The sequence below is a fragment of the Erythrobacter sp. CCH5-A1 genome, assembly GCF_001557115.1.
GTDB lineage: Bacteria > Pseudomonadota > Alphaproteobacteria > Sphingomonadales > Sphingomonadaceae > Erythrobacter.
The window spans coordinates 1-19,260 of record NZ_LSKQ01000046.1 but is presented as its reverse complement, the minus strand read 5'-3'; the positions used below and the strand labels follow the sequence as shown (position 1 = coordinate 19,260).

14 protein-coding genes are annotated in these 19,260 nt (G+C 66.9%); 8 read left to right on the top strand and 6 right to left on the bottom strand.

Features of this window, described 5'->3' with window-relative positions:
• Positions 1–10: 10 nt before the first annotated feature.
• Positions 11–2,341: a TonB-dependent receptor gene (locus AX708_RS02255; protein ID WP_066532114.1), complete on the bottom strand. Its 2,331-nt coding sequence runs from the start codon at positions 2,339–2,341 to the stop codon at positions 11–13.
• A gap of 501 nt (positions 2,342–2,842) precedes the next feature.
• Between AX708_RS02255 and AX708_RS02250 the strand changes: the two genes are divergently transcribed.
• Positions 2,843–3,706, top strand: a complete 864-nt coding sequence (locus AX708_RS02250; protein WP_066532116.1) for a sterol desaturase family protein — start codon at positions 2,843–2,845, stop codon at positions 3,704–3,706.
• A gap of 71 nt (positions 3,707–3,777) precedes the next feature.
• Here AX708_RS02250 and AX708_RS02245 read toward each other — a convergent pair whose 3' ends face one another.
• Positions 3,778–4,173 (bottom strand): hypothetical protein, encoded by a 396-nt coding sequence (locus AX708_RS02245; RefSeq protein ID WP_066532118.1) that lies wholly within the window; start codon positions 4,171–4,173, stop codon positions 3,778–3,780.
• 433 nt (positions 4,174–4,606) lie between these two features.
• Positions 4,607–6,913, bottom strand: coding sequence for a DUF305 domain-containing protein (locus AX708_RS02240; RefSeq protein ID WP_066532120.1), 2,307 nt, complete (start codon positions 6,911–6,913; stop codon positions 4,607–4,609).
• A gap of 269 nt (positions 6,914–7,182) precedes the next feature.
• Here AX708_RS02240 and AX708_RS02235 point away from each other — a divergent pair, with 269 nt between their 5' ends.
• Positions 7,183–8,214, top strand: coding sequence for a serine hydrolase (locus AX708_RS02235; protein ID WP_066532121.1), 1,032 nt, complete (start codon positions 7,183–7,185; stop codon positions 8,212–8,214).
• A gap of 81 nt (positions 8,215–8,295) precedes the next feature.
• Here AX708_RS02235 and AX708_RS02230 read toward each other — a convergent pair whose 3' ends face one another.
• Positions 8,296–8,586 (bottom strand): hypothetical protein, encoded by a 291-nt coding sequence (locus AX708_RS02230; RefSeq protein ID WP_066532123.1) that lies wholly within the window; start codon positions 8,584–8,586, stop codon positions 8,296–8,298.
• Between the two features lie 209 nt (positions 8,587–8,795).
• Here AX708_RS02230 and polA point away from each other — a divergent pair, with 209 nt between their 5' ends.
• A complete protein-coding gene (gene polA / locus AX708_RS02225) occupies positions 8,796–11,636 on the top strand; it encodes a DNA polymerase I (RefSeq protein WP_066532124.1) in 2,841 nt (946 codons plus the stop codon).
• Between the two features lie 44 nt (positions 11,637–11,680).
• On the opposite strand, the gene AX708_RS02220 is transcribed toward polA, so the two are convergent.
• Positions 11,681–13,987 (bottom strand): CDC48 family AAA ATPase, encoded by a 2,307-nt coding sequence (locus AX708_RS02220; RefSeq protein ID WP_066532125.1) that lies wholly within the window; start codon positions 13,985–13,987, stop codon positions 11,681–11,683.
• 479 nt (positions 13,988–14,466) lie between these two features.
• On the opposite strand from AX708_RS02220, the gene AX708_RS02215 reads away from it, so the two are divergent.
• The 5 genes from AX708_RS02215 to AX708_RS02195 are packed head-to-tail and all read left to right on the top strand — an operon-like array spanning position 14,467 to position 18,858.
• A complete protein-coding gene (locus tag AX708_RS02215) occupies positions 14,467–15,189 on the top strand; it encodes a CoA transferase subunit A (protein ID WP_066532127.1) in 723 nt (240 codons plus the stop codon).
• Positions 15,189–16,148 carry a hypothetical protein gene (locus AX708_RS02210; protein ID WP_067489444.1) on the top strand — a complete coding sequence of 320 codons (960 nt, stop codon included), beginning with the start codon at positions 15,189–15,191 and terminating at the stop codon, positions 16,146–16,148. The genes AX708_RS02215 and AX708_RS02210 overlap by 1 nt, the downstream gene beginning before the upstream one ends.
• A 17-nt stretch (positions 16,149–16,165) precedes the next feature.
• Complete coding sequence (locus AX708_RS02205; protein WP_066529235.1) at positions 16,166–16,816, top strand: CoA transferase subunit B; 651 nt, start codon at positions 16,166–16,168, stop codon at positions 16,814–16,816.
• A complete protein-coding gene (locus tag AX708_RS02200; protein ID WP_066529232.1) occupies positions 16,816–17,703 on the top strand; it encodes an alpha/beta hydrolase in 888 nt (295 codons plus the stop codon). Before AX708_RS02205 ends, AX708_RS02200 begins: the two co-directional genes overlap by 1 nt.
• A 3-nt stretch (positions 17,704–17,706) precedes the next feature.
• Positions 17,707–18,858, top strand: coding sequence for a CaiB/BaiF CoA-transferase family protein (locus tag AX708_RS02195; protein ID WP_066529229.1), 1,152 nt, complete (start codon positions 17,707–17,709; stop codon positions 18,856–18,858).
• Between the two features lie 128 nt (positions 18,859–18,986).
• Here the strand turns inward: AX708_RS02195 and AX708_RS02190 are convergent.
• Positions 18,987–19,260: DUF418 domain-containing protein (locus tag AX708_RS02190; protein ID WP_156454515.1), on the bottom strand; the 274-nt coding region annotated here is incomplete at its 5' end.

The following is a 19,260-nucleotide window of genomic DNA, read 5'->3' as shown; positions in this document are numbered from 1 at the left end:
CAGGCCCCCATCAGAAGTCCTTGCGCAGCGTCACGAAGAATTGCTGCGGCGCGCCCGCGAGCAGGGTCTGGTTGTCGCCCGAGAAGCCGAAGCCGTTCGAGCCGATCGTACCGACATAGTCCTCGTCGAACAGGTTGGTCACCGTGCCCTCGATGGCGAGACCGTCGAGGAACTTGTTGTCGCTGTTGAGGCGCACCCCGATCAGCGCGTCGACCAGCACGCGCCCCTCGACCGAGCGGTCGTTCGAGTAGGTGAAGAACCGCTCCGAGGTGTAGTTGGCGTTGGCGCGGGCGTAGAACATGCCGTCGTCATAGGCCAGTTCGAGGTTGGCGATGCTCTCCGGGCTGTCGACCACGGTGCGGCCGTCGATCGCCTGGACCACGACGCCCGCCTGGTTGACGATGTCGTTGCGGTAGGTGTTCTCGTTGTAGGCGTAGGAGCCGGTCACGGTGAAATCGGCGACCGGCTGCCACTGCAACCCGATTTCCGCACCGATCGAGCGAACGTCGCCCACGTTCGAGAGCAGCGCGGCGTTGCCGACGATGCCCGGGCCCTGCGGCACGGCGAGCAGGCGGTTCGAGAAGTTGACGAGATAGGCCGCGATCACGCCCGAAAGCTGGCCTTCGCCGAAGCGGAAGCCGACTTCGTAGGTGTTGGTCTTTTCCGGCTCGATCCGGTCACGCAGCGCGGCAAAGCCCGCGGCCGAGGTCGCGAACGGGCCGGTGGTCGCCGCCGCGGTGAAGGCGCGCTGGTTCTGGGTGAAGCTCGCGAAGACTTCGTTGCCGCCCCCGAAGGTGTAGAGCACGCCGACTTGCGGCAGGAAGAAGTCTTCCGACTTGATCTCGCCGACAGCAAGCGGGCTCGGGTTGGGGTTGATAGCGGTCGCCTCGAGCTTGACCGACTGGCCCTTGACCCCCGCGGTGACGGTCAGCGCGTCGGTCACGGCCCACTCGTCCTGCACCGCGTACTGGAAGGTGCGGGTGTTGTAGGCATTGTTCCACTGGGTGAAGAACGGGTTCGACTGGTAATCGAGCGCGCTGGCGCCCGGCACGGTCTGGCTGGTGCCCATGGTGTAGAAGCGGCGGGCCTGTTCGAAGTCGTTGTTCTCGTACCACAGGTTGAGGCTGAAGGTGTGCGCGCCGAACTCGCCCTTCAGGTCGCCGAGCACGCCGATGCGCTCGATGCTGTATTCGGTGGTGCGGAAGCTCAGCGGCAGGCCGCCGGGGCTGGCGCGGTAGGGCGTGATCCACGAACCCTGGCCCTTGTTGGTGTGGTAGTAGACCTGCAGGCCGCCGGTCACCGCATCGCCGAACTGCTGCGCGATCCGCCCGCTGGCGAGCCAGTCGCGGCGCAGGCCGGCGGCGTCGTAATAGGCGTCGTCGATCGAAGTGATCGGGGCGGGGTAGGTGGTGCCGAAGGTGTTGGGGCCGACCACCACGCCGGTATCGCCGCGGTTGGCGCCGATGAAGGCAAGCCGCACAGCGAGCGGCCAGTCGTTCGAGATGTTGTCCCAGTCATACCCGAGACGGTTGATCATCTCGAGGCTGAGGTCCTGATAGTCGCTTTCCTTGCGGTCGGAATAGTTCACGAAGGCGGTGAAGGTGGTGCTCGGGGACAGGTCGGCGACGAGCTTGGCGTTGATCTGGGTCGAACGCTGGCTGCCGAAGCCCTTCCACTTGTCGGCATCGATATAAGCGCCGCTGATATAGGCCTTGAACCCGCCCAGATCGCCGGTGTCGAGCGTGCCGTAGGCGCGGAAGGTGTTGCTGTCGCCATAGGTGAGGTTGCCGGCGATGTTCAGCTCGTCCTGCGGATCGCGGCTGAAGAATTCGATCGTGCCGCCCAGGTTCGAGGTCGAGGCGGTGCCGAGCGCGCCGGCGCCCTGGCTCACGCGGGTCTGGCCGATATTGTCGGCGATGATCGCGCGGCTGATGTGCAGGCCGTTGGTGTTGCCGTAGCTCATGTCGCCCAGCGGAACGCCGTCGAGGGTGAAGCCCAGCTGGTTCTGGTTGAAGCCGCGCAGGGTGATGCGGGTCGACCATTCATAGGTGCCGAAGGGGTCGGCCGACTGGAAGTTGACGCCGGGCAGCTTGCGCAGGGCGATGAAGGGGCTGGAGCCGGCTGTGGTGAGCTGGATGTCGGCGGCGCCGATCTCGGTCACCTGGCGCACTTCGCCCTTGCCGTAGACGACGATCTCTTCGCCCTCTGCCGCGGTGTCTTCGACCGTGTCGGCAGCGAGCGTTTCAGCCTCGGCCTCGGCCGCGAAGGCGTGGGCGGGAATGGCGAGGACGAGCAGCGCGGTGCCGGAGAGGAACGCGGTGCGCAGTGCGGAAGACTTCATGTTTCTTGCCCCTTTTTATGGTTGCGGGGCTGGCGCCTAGGCGCACCATGTTGCGTTTCATTTGCGAACCGATGGCAAGAAAGCGAAAGTCCAATGACGGTTCGGGGACGTTGCCCGCGGGTCACAGGACTTCGAAGCAGGGCGCACATCCCTTGGCGCTCTGCGCATAATGGCGTATTCTCGCGGGCGGGGATGCGGCCTTAGTGCACTTTCCGACCAATGCGGGTCACCCTGACGGAGCCGATTTTGGTTCAGTGCAAGGAACGAGGAGCGAGCCATGCTGAAGCATAGTGAGCGACGAGAGACGCCGCGCTGGGCCAAAATCGGCCCGCCCCTGCGGGGTCGCCTCAGGAAGCCCGCTGGCTGCGTCGCGGCGCTTGCAGGGGCAACCAGCCCCTGCTGCGCGCCACTCCTGTCCAGCGGGCTTCCTGAGGCGATCAGGGTAACCCGCATTGGTCGGAAAGTGCTCTAAAGCCTCGGAATCGAACAGGGGACGATCCGGTGAAACAGTCGCTCATCAACCTGCTGCCGCCTGCCACGCTCGCGGTGGTGATTGCCTTCTGGGGCCTCGCGCCCGCCGCATGGGTCGAGGCGCCGTGGTCGCTGCTGGCCGTCGGCCTCGGAGTGCTGGTATTCGTGCAACTGCTCGAGCTGGTGTTCGAACGCCACGAGGGCTGGCGCATCAACGGGCGCGAGCTGGCGACCGACTATTTCTATGTGGCCCTTAGCTACACCGCGATCGGCTTTGCCACCGATGCGCTGATCCACTCGCCGTTGGCGGCGCTCAAGGAGAGCCTCGGCATCGCCACGCCGTGGCTCGCCGAGCTGCCCTTCCTGGTGCAGACGCTGATCCTCCTGTTCCTGTTCGAGCTGGGCCAGTACTGGATGCACCGCGCGATGCACAACTGGACGCCGCTGTGGCTGACCCACGCGCCGCATCACCACATCACCCAGTTGAACGCGGCCAAGGGCTTCGTCGGCAACCCGGTGGAGCTGTTCCTCATCAGCATTGGCATCACCGCGCTGCTCGACGTGGACCTCAATGCCCTGTTCGCCAGCATAACCGCAGGCGGCGTGATCGCGACCTATGCCCACGCCAATGTCAGCGCCAACCCGCCGATCTGGTACGGCTACTTCTTCACCACGATCCGCAACCACTCGCTCCACCACACCGCGACCAGCTACGAGGACACGCGCTGCAACTACGGCAACAGCGTGATCTTCTGGGACCGCGTGTTCGGCACCTACAGGGACGGCGAGAGCGCGATCGTCGGGCAGGATGATCGCAAGCGGTTGTCGATCAAGGAGCAATGGCTCTTCCCGCTGCGGCCGTTCATGGAGAAGAAGCAGGCGGCGGAGGGGTAGGCGCGTCTGCATTCGGGCATCGGCGAAGCGAGCGCGAATGACGGCTAGTGGGTGGGGAGTTGCCGCCGCAGTCAATCACCTGATGATTGCTGAAGTGCGGATGCATGGCTGCGCGACAAGCATTTTGCTTCCGAGAGCGAGAAAACGACACCGCTGGCGAAACCGCCGATCAGATAAATGGCAGTCGGGAGCGGGTCGAACCTTATTCCGTTCAGGCCGATGCCGAAACCACGCGACAAGTATTCAGGAAGCAGCGCCACAACCAGCGCAATGCTGACCATACCGATCAGAGAATTGATTGACAGCCCACGTCCCGCCCCGGACGCGCGCGACGACATCACAAGGGCGCCGAAGAGGATCGCATAGGTCAGCTTCGCTGCAGGCGAAACCTCGTCTGCGACTTCGAAGGTGTCCAGCAAAAGGTGCCCGCCGGATGCGAGCGGTGAGAGCGACAGCAGCGCAATCATAAAGCTCGGTAGATAGACCGCTGTCGCCCAAGCCAATACCCAAGCGACGAAGAGACATTTCGGTGACGTCGGTCGCGCTGATGACATGGTGAGGTTCTACCAACGCGAGCCGATATGTCGAGGACCCTGCTTGTCCGCTCCGGGGTCGATAACGGAGCGGCAGCTATCCGTCAGAAGGCCTGCCAATCTGCCGCTCAGTCGTGCAGCGCGCGAGGCATTTTCCTACTCGGGCGGAATGTGCCAGCTTTGTGGCTGGCTCTTTCCCATCGTGATGCAGGCGGCCTGAGGGTCGCAATCGGCATAAAGGCATGCCGCTCCCCTGTCCGTCCGCTTGGTGATCGGCGGATCAAGATCATGAATATACCGAATAAAAACGCGCTCCGCAAAGCGGACAGGGTGTCCGCTTTGTCCGCTTTGCAGAGTTGAACCGCGCTTACTTCAGCTTCCGGCTCGCCGCCGCTGCCTTGATCGCCTTCTCGTCCCACGTCACGCGGGTCTGGGTCTGGGGGTTGAAACGGTTGTCCTCGTACTTCGCGCTCTCGGCCGCGGCGATTTCGGCCTTGGTGATGAATTCGCTCGGCTTGAGAGTGAAGACGTCGATCCCGCGGCTGATCTCGGTGCCGTAGATGTGGCCGCGGTACCAGTAGACCGACCAGTACCCGCCCAGCACCATCTGCTTGGCGTCGATCGGCCCGCGGTCGAAGTACGCGACTTCCTTGGGGTTGGCGCTGTCGGTGAAATCCATCACCGAAAGGCCGCCCTGATACCACGCCTGCGCGAACAGATCGCGGCCCGGAATCGGGATGATCGAGCCGTTGTGCGCGACGCAGTTCTCCTTGTCGCTCTGCGGCGCGGGCATCTTGTAGTGGGCGCGGAAGACGAGCTTGCCACCCACGATGTCGTAGATCGCGTTGGCGCCCCAGGTCTTGGGGTCGGACGCCTTGCAGCGCGGCCGCCCGCCGCCGCCCCATTCGTCGGTGAAGATCACCTTGGTGCCGTCATTGTTGAAGGTCGCCGAGTGCCAGTAGGCGAACCCGGTGTCGGTGACGACGTCCATCCGCTTGGGATTGAGCGGGTCCGAAATGTCGAAGATGATGCCGTTACCCGAGCATGCCCCCGCCGCGATCTTCAGCGCGGGGAAGACGGTGATGTCGTGGCACTGGTCGGTGCGGCTGGTGCTCTGGGTGCCGTCGCCATGGTCGCCGCCTTTCCACAGCCCGGCGATTTCGCCCGTGGTCTCGTCGGCGAAGACGCGCGGGGACTTGACGATGCGCGCCTTGGAGGGGTCCGCCACGGGCACCTCGATCACGTCGATCGAGAACAGCGCGGTGCGCGTGTCGCCCGGGGTGCCGCCGATGCAGCCCGCCAGTTCCTTCTCGTCGCGGATGCCCGCCGTGCCCGAATTGTAGATGATGAGCCGCGTGGGATCGGCGCTGACGATCGAGTGCGTGTGGCTCCCCCGGCAGGTCTGCACCGCGCCGACCTGACGCGGGGCGGCATGGTCGGAGATGTCGAAGATCCTGAGGCCGCGGAACCGCTCCTCGTTGATCTTGCCCGGCGCGCCTTCGAGCCCGCAATCGAGCCGGCCGCGGGTCTGCTCGACGCTCATCACGAGGAGATTGCCCACCACCGAAACGTCACCCTGCCCGCCGGGGCACACGACGCTGCTCTTGAGGGTCGGCACACCGTCAGCGCCCAACTTGTAGATGTTGAAGCCGTGGTAGGAGCCCGCCACCATGACATCGCCGAAGAAGGCCATGTCGGTATTGGCGAAATCGAGCAGCGGGGAGCGCTCGGCGAATTCGGTGAGGCTGTCCTCCTCCTCGCGCGGCGGGGTCCCGGCGGCGGCCGGGGCTGCGCCGGCGGCGGGCGCAGCAGCGGCAACGGCGGGCGCGGGTTCAGCCGGTTTGGCCGCTTCGTCCTTCTTCTCGTCCTTGCTCTTCTTGGGCGGCACCGGCGGGCGCAGGTCGGCCGGGTTTTCGGGGTTGAAGAAGCCCGCCGGCTTGCCGAGCGTCGTGACCTTCACCAGCCCCTTGATCGCCTCTCCCGCATTGTCGAAGCCCGCCGCAAGTCCGGAACGCGGATCGCTCGAGAGGCTGGCGAGCAGCTTGTCCATCTTGCCGATCTCGGCCTTCTGCTCGCTCTCGATGTCGCCCACGAACTGGAACAGCACCGGATCGGCGGCGGTGCCGTCTTCCTTGAGCAGTTCCTCGACCATCTTCAGCGCGCCATCATGATGCGCGATCATCAGCGTCAGGAACTGCTTGTCGAACTCGGTCCCCTTGGCCGCGGCCAGCGCCTTCAGCGCCTCGGGCGAGGCCATGCCCTGCATCATGTGGTGCATGTGCGCGCCATGGCCCTTCATCATCGGGTCTTCCAGCGGCTCGCCGCGCTCCTTGAGCCAGGTCTGCATGAAGGTGATCTCGTCGGCCTGCGAGGATTCGATGCGGCCCGCGATGGTCTTGAGCTCTTCGGTGTTGGTGCGGTCCTTGACCAGCTTCGCCATCTCGACTGCCTGGCCGTGGTGGACGATCATGTGCTGCATGAACGCCACGTCCTCGGCGGTGTAGCTCGCCTGTGCGAGCTTGGTCGCCTCTTCGGCCGAAAGCGTCTTCGAGGCCTGCCCCGGCGCGCCCGGCTTCACGATGGGCACAGCTTGCGCATAGGCGAGGCCCGAGGCGGAGAGCAGCAGGGCGGCAAGGCCGGCGCGCGCGGCGCAGGCGGTGGCGGTGTCGGTCATGGAATAGTCCCCTTGATTTCGTTGACCGCCAGACTGCCCTGCCGGCGCGCGCAGTCAAGACCATCGGAGGGCCGGCAAGATCGGATTCGACGAACTTCCTATCCCTGTCGAGCAACGCCTTGCAGCCCCGCCGGCGCGCCTGCGCATCTCCATCGCTGCCCGCGCACCGTTCGCCGCACGCGCCGAAACGAGGCCTTGCCGCGGCGAATCACACGTGGATAAGTATGACGTTAAGCCCGCCTAAACCCTGTCGGAGTAGTCTAGCCCCCATGGCACGCCCCCGTTTTCTCGCCGCTTTGACCGGCCTTGTGGCCTCCTTTGCGGCGCTCGCCAGCCCGGCGGCGGCGAACCCCGATGACCTTGCGGCGACCTTCGACAGCACCTTCGGCACCCAGGCGCGCAATCCGCAGAGCTTCGATGCGGTCTACGCCTCGACCTTCGAGCAGCGCATCGCCGAGCTCGCCAACCCGGCACTGGGCCGCATCGGCGTCGCCGCGGTCGACCTCGCCACGGGCGAGGAAGTGATGGTGCTGGGCGACCAGCTGTTCCCGATGGCCTCGACCAGCAAGGTCGCGATCGCGGCGACATACATGGAAATGGTCGAACAGGGGCGCTATACCCTCACCAGCGAATTCCCGCTGATGATGCCGGTCGCCTCGGCGAAGTTCTCCAGCGCCAAGGCGCCGGTGCGCGCAGGGCAGTACATGCCCGCGATCGACCTGATCGAGATCATGATCACCCGCTCGTCCAACCCGGCGACCGACGCGCTGCTTGCCGCGGTCGGCGGGCCCCAGGCGGTCAACGCCTTCATGGCGAGGAAGGGCATCGCGCCCTTCTCGATCAACCGGGACATCGCCACGCTGGTGCGCGACGATGGCGAGTACAACCCCGCCACCCACATCGACAGCCGCGATGCCGCCACCCCGCGCGCGATGACGCGCCTGCTCGCCGGGCTCTATCGCGGCGAATATCTCTCCGATCAGAGCCGCCAGGTGATCTTGGGCGCGATGAGCCGCACTGTCACCGGCAAGCGCCGCATCCCGGCCAACATCCCGCTCGAAGCGCGGGTCAGCCACAAGACCGGCTCGCTCAGCAACACCTCGAGCGACATCGGCCTGATCGAATGCCCCGATGGCCGGGTGATCGCGGTGGCGATCTACGTCACCGGGCAGGGCGGCAAGGCCGCGCGCGAGGAGCGGATCGCGGCGATCGCCCGCGCGCTCTACGATGGCTTCGCGGTGCGCGCGCAGCAGAACCCCACCCGCAACTGGGCGAGCGCGCCTTACGCCACCGGGGGCTGAGGCACCCCCGGCCTGACGGACAGCAAAAAGGGCGGCGCCTTTCGGCAGCCGCCCTTCTTGTTTCTGCCCGAGGGGAAGCGCTTACTCGGCGCCGGCTTCCTCGGCCTGGTCGACCACGCTGAGCGCATCGTCGCCCACTTCGTCGGTGGTCTTCTCGGCCGTGTCGGCGGCTTCCTTGGCGGCGGCCGAGACGTCTTCGGCGCTCTGGGTGGCGACGCCTTCGATCGCTTCACCGGCGCTGTCGAGATTGGCTTCGGCGTCGGCGTTCATCGCTTCGACCGTTTCGTCGGTCTCGGTCTCGGTGTTGCTGCCGCAAGCCGAAAGGCCGAGCGCGGCGGTGGCGACGGCGGCGGCGAGGATGATCTTGCGCATGGCGTGTGGTCCTTTGTCCTGCGAATGACACGCGCCCCCTCCTAGGACGCGCCGACCGGTGATCCGGTTCGCCGACGAATCTAGGCTGCGCGGGGCCGCCGCACAAGGCGCTTTCGCCGCAATCTCGCCACATTCTGCGGACGTTTCACCGCAAGCAGCCCCGCGCCAAACCCCTACCCGCGCGCGGCGCCGGGTGCTAGCAGTCCGGCATGGCCGAAAAGCAGCACCTCTATCTCGTCGACGGGTCGTCCTACATCTTCCGGGCCTATCACCGCCTGCCACCGCTGACGAACCCGGAAGGGACGCCGGTGGGCGCGGTCTATGGCTACACCACGATGCTGTGGAAGCTCGCCGCCGATCTCGATGCAGCGGATGGCCCGACGCACCTTGCGGTGATCCTCGATGCGAGCGGGGAGAGCTTCCGCAACGACATCTACGAGCACTACAAGGCCAACCGCCCGGAACCGCCCGAGGACCTGAAGCCGCAGTTCCCGCTGATCCGCGACGCCACCCGCGCCTTCAGCCTGCCCTGCATCGAGGTCGAGGGGCTGGAGGCCGACGACCTCATCGCCACCTATGCCCGCCGCGCGCAGGAACGCGGGTGGGACGTCACCATCGTCTCGTCCGACAAGGACCTGATGCAGCTGATCGGCGAACGTGACGGGGCGCGCATCGACATGCTCGACACGATGAAGAACCAGCGCATCTGGCTTCCCGAGGTCGAGGAGAAATTCGGCGTCGGGCCCGAGCTGGTGGGCGACGTGCTCGCGCTGATGGGCGATTCGGTCGACAACGTGCCGGGCATTTTCGGCATCGGCCCCAAGACGGCGAGCAAGCTGATCGCCGAGCACGGCTCGCTCACGGCGGCGCTGGACAGCGCCCCTTCGATGAAGCCCTCCAAGCTGCGCGACCGGCTGATCGAGGGGCGCGGCGATGCCGAGCTGTCGAAGATCCTCGTGACGCTGAAGGAGGATTGCGATCTCCCGCAGCCCTTGGACGAGATGGTGCTCGGCCCGGTCCCGCCCGCGCCGCTCGCCGCCTTCCTGACGCAGCACGGTTTCACCTCGCTGCTGCGTCGGCTCGATGCGGGGGCGGGGAGTCCGTCGCCCTCGGTGCAGCTCAACCCGCCCAAGCCGACCACCGCCAGCGCCGCTGCCCCCACGCCGGGGGAAGGCAACCGCCAGCCGCTCCCCGAGATGCCCCCGGTCGATCACGCCGCTTACGAGACGGTGCAGACATTGGAGCGCCTCGCCGCATGGGTCGCCCGCGCCCGCGCTGCGCAGGCCGTGGCGGTCGATACCGAGACGACCTCGCTCGATGCGATCCGTGCCGATCTGGTCGGGGTGAGCCTTGCCTTGGGGCCGAACGACGCCTGCTACATCCCCTTGGGCCACGGCGGCAGCGACATGTTCGCGCAGAAGCCCGAGCAGGTGCCGCTCGCCGAGGCCATTGCGCTGTTGAAGCCGCTGCTCGAGGACGAGGCGGTCCTCAAGATATTCCAGAACGGCAAGTATGACCTCAACGTGCTGGCGCGGCAGGGCATCATGGTCGCCCCCATCGACGACACGATGGTGATCAGCTTCGATCTCGACGCGGGCCGCGGCGAGGACGGGATGGGGGGCGGCCACGGGATGGACGAGCTCTCGCAGCGCCACCTCGGCCACACCCCGATCCCGTTCAAGGACCTGTGCGGCACCGGCAAAAAGGCGATCAGCTTCGCCGAAGTGCCCTTGGACCGCGCCACCGCCTACGCCGCCGAGGACGCCGACATCACTTGGCGGCTCCATGCGCATCTGAAGCCGCGCCTCGCCATCGAGGGCGGGAGCAAGGTCTACGAACGCGTCGACCGCCCGCTGATCGCCGTGGTCGCCGGCATGGAGCGCGAAGGCATCAGGGTCGACCGCGCGCGGCTCGCAAAGCTGTCGGAGGAATTCTCGCACGAAATCGCGCGGCTGGAAGGCGAGATCCACGCGGTCGCCGGGCAGGAGTTCACCGTCGGCAGCCCCAAGCAGCTGGGCGAAATCCTGTTCGACAAGCTGGGCTACAAGGGCGGGAAGAAGGGCAAGACCGGGCAATATTCGACCGATGTTTCGGTGCTGGAGAAGCTGGCGGCGGAGGGCGCGCCGATTGCGCGGCTGGTGCTGGAATGGCGGCAGCTCGCCAAATTGAAGTCGACTTATACCGATGCGCTGCAGGCGGCGATCAACCCGGATACGGGCCGGGTCCACACCAGCTACAGCCTCGTGGGCGCGCAGACCGGGCGGCTGTCCTCGACCGATCCGAACTTGCAGAACATCCCGATCCGCACCGCGATCGGTCGGCAGATCCGCGAGGCCTTCGTGCCGGAAGAGGGCAACGTGCTGCTCGCGGCGGACTATTCGCAGATTGAGCTGCGGCTTGCCGCGCACATGGCCGATGTGCCCGCGCTCAAGGCCGCCTTCGCTGCCGGAGAGGACATCCACGCCCGCACCGCGCAGGAAATGTTCGGCGAGGTCACCCGCGACAGCCGCGGCAGAGCAAAAACCATCAACTTCGCAATACTTTACGGGATTTCACGCTGGGGCCTCGCCGCGCGTCTGGAGGTGCCGCCGGAAGAGGCGCAGGCGATGATCGACACCTATTTCCAGCGCTTCCCGGGCATCCAGCGCTATATCCACGAAACACTCGAGACCGTCCGCGCGCGCGGCTATTCCGAGACGCTGTTCGGCCGCAAGACGTGGTTCCCGCGGATCAATTCCAAGAACCAGGCCGAGCGGCAGGGGTCGGAGCGCGCCGCGATCAACGCGCCGATCCAGGGCACCAGCGCCGACATCATCAAGCGCGCGATGGCGCGGATGCTGCCTGCGCTGGCCGAAGCGGGGCTGCACGATGTGCGGATGCTCTTGCAGGTGCACGACGAACTGGTCTTCGAACTGCCCGAAGCCCGCGTCGAGGCCGCCACCCCGATCATCCGGCAGGTGATGGCCGAGGCGGCTTTGCCTGCGGTCGAACTGACCGTGCCGCTCGGGGTCGAGATCGGTACGGGGCTCAGCTGGGACGCGGCGCACTAAACCGCGTCGCCCGCGAATGTTTCACGTGGAACATTCCGCAAACATCAATCGTGCTTCTTCTCCCGCGTCGGCTTGAGCATTTCGGGCGAGAAGAACCCGATCGGCTGAACCGCCGCCGCGCGCTTTTTCAGCTCGCCGCGCATCTTGAGGTATTCGTCCTCCATCTCGGGCGTCACCGTGGCGCGCGAATCCTTGAGCGCCGCGTCGAAATCGCGCCCCTCGACCGCGGTGACCTCGCCCCCCACGCGGCGCAGCGCGGCGAGGCCGGCGCGGCGGACGAGGTCTTCGAGGTCGGCGCCGGTAAAGCGCTCGGTCTCGGCCGCGAGGCTCGCCAGATCAACATCGTCGGCGAGCGGCATCTTCGCCGTATGAATGCCGAGGATATGCTCGCGGCCCGCCTTGTCGGGGGTGCCGACATAGACCAGCTCGTCGAAGCGCCCCGGCCGCAGCAGCGCGGGGTCGACCAGTGTCGGGCGGTTGGTGGCGCCGATCACGACCACCGATTGCAGCTCCTCGAGCCCGTCCATCTCGGCGAGGATGGTGTTGACCACCCGGCCCGTTACCTGCGGCTCGCCCTGGCCGGAGCCGCGCGCGGGCACCAGCGAATCGATCTCGTCGATGAACACCACGCAAGGCGCAACCGCGCGGGCGCGGGCGAAGAGGCGGGCGATCTGCTGCTCGCTCTCGCCATACCACTTGGAGAGCAAGTCACTGGATTTCATGGAAATGAAGTTCGCCTCGGCTTCCTTGGCGACGGCTTTCGCGAGCAGGGTCTTGCCGGTGCCGGGCGGGCCATAAAGCAAAAAGCCCTTGGCCGGACGAATGCCCAATCGGCGGAAGGCGTCCGGGTTTTTCAAGGGAAGTTCGATGCCTTCCTTGAGCTTCTCGACCGACTCTCCCGCGCCGCCGATGTCATCCCAGCCCACGTTCGGCACCTGCACCATCACCTCGCGCATCGCGCTCGGCTGCACGCGCTTCAACGCGCTGAGGAAATCGTCGCGGCAGACATAGAGGTCGTCGAGCACGTCCTGCGGGATCGTGCGCTCGTCGAGGTCGAGGCGCGGCATGATGCGGCGCACCGCCTCGATCGCGGCCTCGCGGGCGAGCGCGGCTATGTCCGCGCCGACAAAGCCGTGGGTCACGCGCGCGAGCTCGTCGAGGTCGAGGCCCTCGCCCATCGGCATGCCGCGGGTATGGATGCCGAGAATCTCGCGCCGCCCGCGCTGGTCGGGGACGCCGATCACGATCTCGCGGTCGAAGCGGCCCGGACGGCGCAGCGCCTCGTCGATCGCATCGGGCCGGTTCGTGGCGGCGATCACCACGAGGTTGGCGCGCTTCTCCAGCCCGTCCATCAGGGTGAGCAGCTGGGCGACAAGGCGCTTTTCCGCCTCGCCCGGCACCTGGGTGCGCTTGGGGGCGATCGAATCGATCTCGTCGATGAAGATGATCGCAGGGGACGCACGGGTCGCCTCCTCGAACACCTCGCGCAGGCGCTTTTCGGATTCGCCATAGCCCGAGCCCATGATCTCAGGCCCGTTGATGATGAAGAATTCGGCGTCGGATTCATTCGCCACCGCCTGCGCGAGGCGGGTCTTGCCGGTGCCCGGGGGGCCGTGCAGCAGCACGCCCTTGGGCGGCTCGACGCCGAGGCGGATAAACAGTTCGGGGTAGCGCAGCGGCAGTTCCACCATTTCGCGCAAGGCCCGGATGGTTTCTTCCATCCCGCCGACATCGTCGTAATTGACCACGGCGCGGCCATCGCGCGGGTCCTCGAACTCGGCGCGCAGCTCGACCTCGGTGTTCTCGTCGATGTGGACGAGGCCCTTGGGGCTGGTCGAGGCGACCGTCAGGCGGATCTGGGTCAGGGCATAGGCCGGCGCGCGCAGCAGCTGGCGCACGTCGGCGGGCATGTTCTGGACCGGCTGCTGACCGGTGGTGGCGACGAGGTCTCCGGCCACAAGGGGCCTGCGGAAGAAGTTGCGCTTCAGCGCCTGGGTCGGCCCCTGCAGGCGCATCTCGCGCTGGGCGGGGGCGAAGACCACGCGGGTGGCAGGACGCGATTCGCCACGCGCGATCTCGACATGCTCGCCCGAACCCCCTTGCGCATTGGCGCGCTGGAGGCCGTCGAGGCGCACCACATCGAGCGCGTCATCCTCGGGGTAGGCGGCCATGGCGATCGCGGCGGTGGTGCGCTTGCCGCGGATCTCGACCACGTCGCCCTCGGTGATGCCGAGCTTCTGGAAGGCCGAGCGCGGCATGCGGGCGATCCCGGCTCCGGATTCCTCCTGCCGCGCGGGCGCCACCTGCAGGCGCACGGTGCGGATCGGGGTTGCGGCTTCGGCGTCGGCCATGGGCATTCCTGTTCAAGCGGGTTGACCGCCAAGCTAGGAACGGGCGCAAGCGAATGCAATCGGAGAGGGCTGCGCCGGGCTGCGCGGTCGGTAGCGCTAACCGGGCAAGAAAAAAGCCCGGCTACGAGAGCCGGGCTTGAAAAGTTTGGGAGAGGATGCCTGAAAGGCACCTTCCAAATGCCGCAGATGAACCGATTGTGCAAGTGCGAAAGATGCGTATTTGATTGCAAAGAACGCAACCAATGCCGAATCCGATGCAGATTTGTGCGCAAACTTGCAAATAGCTGCTCAAACACGCGGCAGAAGCTCAAAAATTGGGCAGAAAAACCCATTGTGACCGTTTTGCGTCGCAACATGAAAGGTGATTCGGCTTTTCGACTCGCAAGGCGTGACAGCGCCCCCGGAACGCTCTAATCACGCCTCCGATCCCGCCATCGGGGATACCCCTTGCGCGACACCACGAGAGGCAGCCTGATCCGATGACCAAGCTCTACCCCGACGCCGCCAGTGCGCTCGCCGGCGTGCTGCGCGATGACATGCTGATCGCTGCTGGCGGCTTCGGCCTGTGCGGCCTGCCCGAGCGGCTGCTCGATGCGATCCGCGATTCGGGGGTGAAGGGCCTCACCTTCGCCAGCAACAATGCCGGGATCGACAACGAGGGCATCGGCAAGCTGCTGCGCACGCGGCAGGTGAAGAAGATGATCAGCTCCTATGTCGGCGAGAACAAGGAGTTCGAGCGGCAGTACCTCGCAGGAGAGCTCGAGGTCGAGTTCTGCCCGCAAGGCACGCTGGCTGAACGGATGCGCGCGGGCGGCGCCGGAATCCCCGGCTTCTACACCCGCACCGGGGTCGGCACCGAAGTCGCCAAGGGCAAGGAGCACAAGGATTTCCCCGATCGTGACGGGGTGATGCAGACCTACATCCTCGAACACGGGATCTTTGCCGACCTTGCCATCGTCAAGGCGTGGAAGGCCGACGAGACCGGCAACCTCGTGTTCCGCAAGACCGCGCGCAATTTCAACCTGCCCGCCGCGACCTGCGGCAAGGTCTGCGTCGCCGAGGTCGAGGAAGTGGTGCCCGCCGGCAGCCTCGACCCCGACCAGATCCATCTGGCGGGCGTGTTCGTGAACCGCATTGTCATGGGCGCGCCCTACGACAAGAAGATCGAGTTCCGGACCGTGCGCGAGAGGGAGACGGCGTGATGGGCAAGCGGCTTGCCGCGCTGCTGGTGCTGGCGGCGGGAACGGCGCTTTCGGGGTGCGTGGCAGCGGTGATCCCGGCGATCGCGGGAACGACGATTCTCGGCAAGCGGGTGCTGGACAAGGAAGGGAAGGAAGCCGCCCCGGAGCAGGCCTCCGCTTCCACTCCCGCTCCCGCCCCAGTCCCCGAATCTGGGCCGGACGTTGCGGTAGCCCCGGCATCGGACGCATCCGATCCGCCTTCCCAGCCCGAGCTTTCCCTGCCGGAGAGGATCCCGGGCTTCGCGACTCGTCCGGCACTGGCAGACTTGCCCGCCCCTGCGCCCGCCATCCCGCCAGCACCAGCGCAAAACCCCCCACCGGCGGCCGCCTATCCCGATCCCGATCTTCCGCTGACGCCCGGCCAGGCCAGCTTCGCGCGCTTCGTCCGCTATACGCAGTCCTCCGCCCGCCAGGCCGCGCAGGGTGCCGAGCTGCCTTCCGCGATGCTCAGCGATGCGGTCTCGCTTGACGGCAAGCGCCGCCGCTGTTCGGTCGGCGAACAGCTGGTCGCGGTGATCGATCTCGATCCGGCCGGTGGCATCTTTGCGCCGCCGGCGACCACCGAAAAGCTCCCGGGCCTGGCGCTCGGCCTTGCGGTGCTGCGCGAGGCGGGGGTGGAGATCGCATGGATGTCGGAGCTTTCGACCACGCAATCGGGCACGCTTCGCACCGCGCTCGAGCAGTCGGGGCTCGACCCCCGCGGGCAGGACATCATTTCGCTGAAGCGCGACGATGGCGATGCCAAGGCCCAGCGCCTCGCCAGCCTTGCCGCAATCACCTGCATCGTCGCCATTGCCGGGGACGAACGCCCCGATTTCGACATGCGCTACAAATATTTGCGTACCCCCGAAGCGGGCGCCGCGCTCGATACGGTGATCGGCGACGGCTGGTTCCTGATCGAACCGCTGTTGGGCCAGTAAGGATAAGGTTTTTCAAGATGACCACGCTTCCCACCGGCTGGACCCGCGACCAGATGGCCGCCCGCGCCGCGCGCGAATTGAAGGATGGCTATTACGTGAACCTCGGCATCGGCATCCCGACGCTGGTGGCGAACCACATCCCCGAAGGCATGCTGGTGACGCTCCAGAGCGAGAACGGGATGCTCGGCATCGGGCCGTTTCCCTTTGACGACGAGGTCGACCCGGACCTCATCAATGCAGGCAAGCAGACCATCTCCGAGCTGCCGCACTCGGCCTATTTCGATTCTGCAACCAGCTTCGCGATGATCCGCGGCGGACATATCGATCTCACCGTGCTGGGTGCGATGGAGGTGAGCCAGGATGGCGACATCGCCAACTGGATGATCCCGGGCAAGATGATCAAGGGCATGGGCGGGGCGATGGACCTTGTCGCGGGGGTTAAGAAGATCATCGTGGTGATGGACCACACGGCGAAGGACGGGACGCCCAAGTTCATCCCCGCATGCACCCTGCCGCTGACCGGCGCGGGGGTGGTCGACATGGTCATCACCAACCTCGCCGTCTTCCAGCGCACCGCCAAGGGCGAGCCGTTCCGGCTGATCGAGATGGCGCCGGGCGTCACCGAGGCCGACATCGCGGCGAGCACCACCGCGCACTTCGTCCGCTGATGAAGCGCAAGCTGGCGATCGGCGGCCTTGCGCTGGCGGCGGCGGCCATCGGCGGCGTTCTCGCCTTCACCTCGCCCCCGCGGCTGCTGTCGCATTACGACGCGTTGATGGGCGGACGCGAGGGCTCCTACCCCGCGGCGACCGGCGTTCCTTTCGGCAGCCACGGGCAGAGCCTCGACATCTGGGCACCCAACGAGCAGAGCAAGGCGCCGCTGCCGGTCGTCATCTTCTGGTACGGCGGCGGCTGGGCCAAGGGCGACCGCACCTCCTACGCCTTCGCCGGACGGGCGCTTGCCAAGGCGGGCTTCCTCGTCGTCATCCCCGACTACCGCAAGGTGCCCACCATCCGCTTCCCCGCTTTCCTCGACGACGGGGCCGAGGCGGTGGCGTGGACCCAAGCCAACATCGCCCGGCACGGCGGCGACCCCGAGCGGATCGCCTTCATGGGCCACTCGGCGGGGGCCTATCAGGCGGTGATGCTCGCGCTCGATGCCAAGCGGCTGACGGCGGCGGGGGCCGACCCTGCCAAGGTCAAGGCGGCGGTCGGCCTCTCCGGGCCCTACGACTTCCACCCCTTCACCTCCGAGCGCGCCATCGCCGCCTTCAGCCAGTGGCCGCGCCCGGCCGAGACCCAGCCGATCACCTTCGCCCGCGCCGATGCCCCGCCGCTGTTGCTCGTCACCTCGGACGGCGACGAGACTGTGCGCCCGAAGAACGCCAACAACCTCGGCGCCAAGCTCAAGGTCCTCGGCGCGCGGGCCGAGGTCGTCAACTACGGCCCGCTCACCCACGAGGAGGTGGTCATGGCGCTCTCGGTCCCGTTCCGCGGCAAGGGCCCGGTGCTGGCCGACGCGGTCCGCTTCCTGCGCCAGCATCTGGAGCGCTAGGCCATGTGGCTGGCCGAGCCCCGCAACCCCGCCGCCCCGCTCGCCGGGCTCAAGGTCCTCGAGCTGGCCCGCGTGCTCGCCGGGCCGTTCTGCGGCCAGATCCTCGCCGACCTCGGCGCCGACGTCATCAAGGTCGAGAGCCCCGAGGGTGACGGCACCCGGTTGTGGGGCCCGCCCTGGGTGGAGCGCACAGACGCTGCTGGCACCGTCCACCGCGAGGCCGCCTATTACCACGCCTGCAACCGCGGCAAGCGCTCGATCATCGCCGACTTCGCCAACCCCGACGACCTTGCCCGGGTCAAGGCTCTTGTCGCCGACGCCGATGTCCTGATCGAGAACTTCAAGACCGGCGCGCTCGCCAAGTTCGGCCTCGACTACCCCTCGCTTTCTGCCGCCAATCCCGGCCTTGTGTACTGCTCGATCACCGGCTTCGGCCAGACCGGCCCGCGCGCCCACGAGGCGGGATACGACTTCGTCGCGCAAGGGATGAGCGGCCTCATGTCGCTGACCGGCGAGCCGCAGGGCCACCCGGTCAAGATGGGCATCTCGATCAGCGACCTTGCCACCGGCGTCTGGGCGGCGAACGGCGTGCAGGCCGCGCTGCTGATGCGCGCGCGGACAGGGCGCGGCCAGCAGGTCGACATGAGCCTGCTCGACTGCTCGGTCGGCCTCCTCGCCAACCAGGCGACATACTTCTTCACCACCGGCCACAACCCGCCGCGGATGGGCAATGCCCACGCGCAGGTCGCGCCATACGGGGTGTTCGCGGTGAGCGACGGCCACGTGATCCTCGCGCCCGCCAATGACGGGCTGTTCCACAAGCTGATGGCGGTGCTGGGGCTGGAGCACCTCGCCGCCGACCCGCGCTTTGCCGCCAATGGCGACCGCACCGCCAACGCCGCTGCCTTGGACGCGGAGATCGCCGCTGCGACGGCAAGTTGGACCAAGCAGGGCCTGCTCGACGCCTGCCACGCGGCGGGCGTCCCCGCAGGCCCCATCAACCGCTTGGACGAGGTCTTCGCCGATCCCCAGGTCGTCGCGCGGGGCATGCGCATCGAGCTGGGCGGGATGGCGGGGGTGCGCAGCCCCTTCACCTTCTCCGACGCCGAACTCGCGCTCGACCGCCCCTCGCCGATCCACGGAGAGCACGGCTGAGCGCCCTCGCCCCCCCGGGCTGTTGGAGACACATGAGACACTGTCCAGGGGCGAAAAAGTGGCCCCCCGCGCGGCCCCCGAAAGACTGACATGAAAGGGTCGCGAAGCAGGCCATCCCCGCAAGGCTGTCACTTTTCAGGCGTGTAGGAAAGACCCCGCGAAAGCCACCGCCACAGCCGCTCGAACGGCCCCTGTCCAACTTTGGCCAGCCATAAAGGCGACCACAGCAGCATCGCCGCCACCGGCACCAGCCCCAAGGCGAAGGCCTGCCAGCGCGTCACCTCGCCGAACAGGCCGAGGCCCCAGCTGGCGAAGATCGCGGAGAGGATCACGCTCGTCATCAGGTAGTTGGTGAGCGACAGGCGGCCCGCCGCCGCCAGCCGCGCCGTCACCGCGCCGCTC

Coding starts and splice junctions, on each gene's coding strand:
- AX708_RS02255 (WP_066532114.1), bottom strand. CDS start 2,341: ATGAAGTCTTCCGCACTGCGCACCGCGTTCCTCTCCGGCACCGCGCTG.
- AX708_RS02245 (WP_066532118.1), bottom strand. CDS start 4,173: ATGATTGCGCTGCTGTCGCTCTCACCGCTCGCATCCGGCGGGCACCTT.
- AX708_RS02240 (WP_066532120.1), bottom strand. CDS start 6,913: ATGACCGACACCGCCACCGCCTGCGCCGCGCGCGCCGGCCTTGCCGCC.
- AX708_RS02235 (WP_066532121.1), top strand. CDS start 7,183: ATGGCACGCCCCCGTTTTCTCGCCGCTTTGACCGGCCTTGTGGCCTCC.
- AX708_RS02230 (WP_066532123.1), bottom strand. CDS start 8,586: ATGCGCAAGATCATCCTCGCCGCCGCCGTCGCCACCGCCGCGCTCGGC.
- polA (WP_066532124.1), top strand. CDS start 8,796: ATGGCCGAAAAGCAGCACCTCTATCTCGTCGACGGGTCGTCCTACATC.
- AX708_RS02220 (WP_066532125.1), bottom strand. CDS start 13,987: ATGGCCGACGCCGAAGCCGCAACCCCGATCCGCACCGTGCGCCTGCAG.
- AX708_RS02215 (WP_066532127.1), top strand. CDS start 14,467: ATGACCAAGCTCTACCCCGACGCCGCCAGTGCGCTCGCCGGCGTGCTG.
- AX708_RS02210 (WP_067489444.1), top strand. CDS start 15,189: ATGGGCAAGCGGCTTGCCGCGCTGCTGGTGCTGGCGGCGGGAACGGCG.
- AX708_RS02205 (WP_066529235.1), top strand. CDS start 16,166: ATGACCACGCTTCCCACCGGCTGGACCCGCGACCAGATGGCCGCCCGC.
- AX708_RS02200 (WP_066529232.1), top strand. CDS start 16,816: ATGAAGCGCAAGCTGGCGATCGGCGGCCTTGCGCTGGCGGCGGCGGCC.
- AX708_RS02195 (WP_066529229.1), top strand. CDS start 17,707: ATGTGGCTGGCCGAGCCCCGCAACCCCGCCGCCCCGCTCGCCGGGCTC.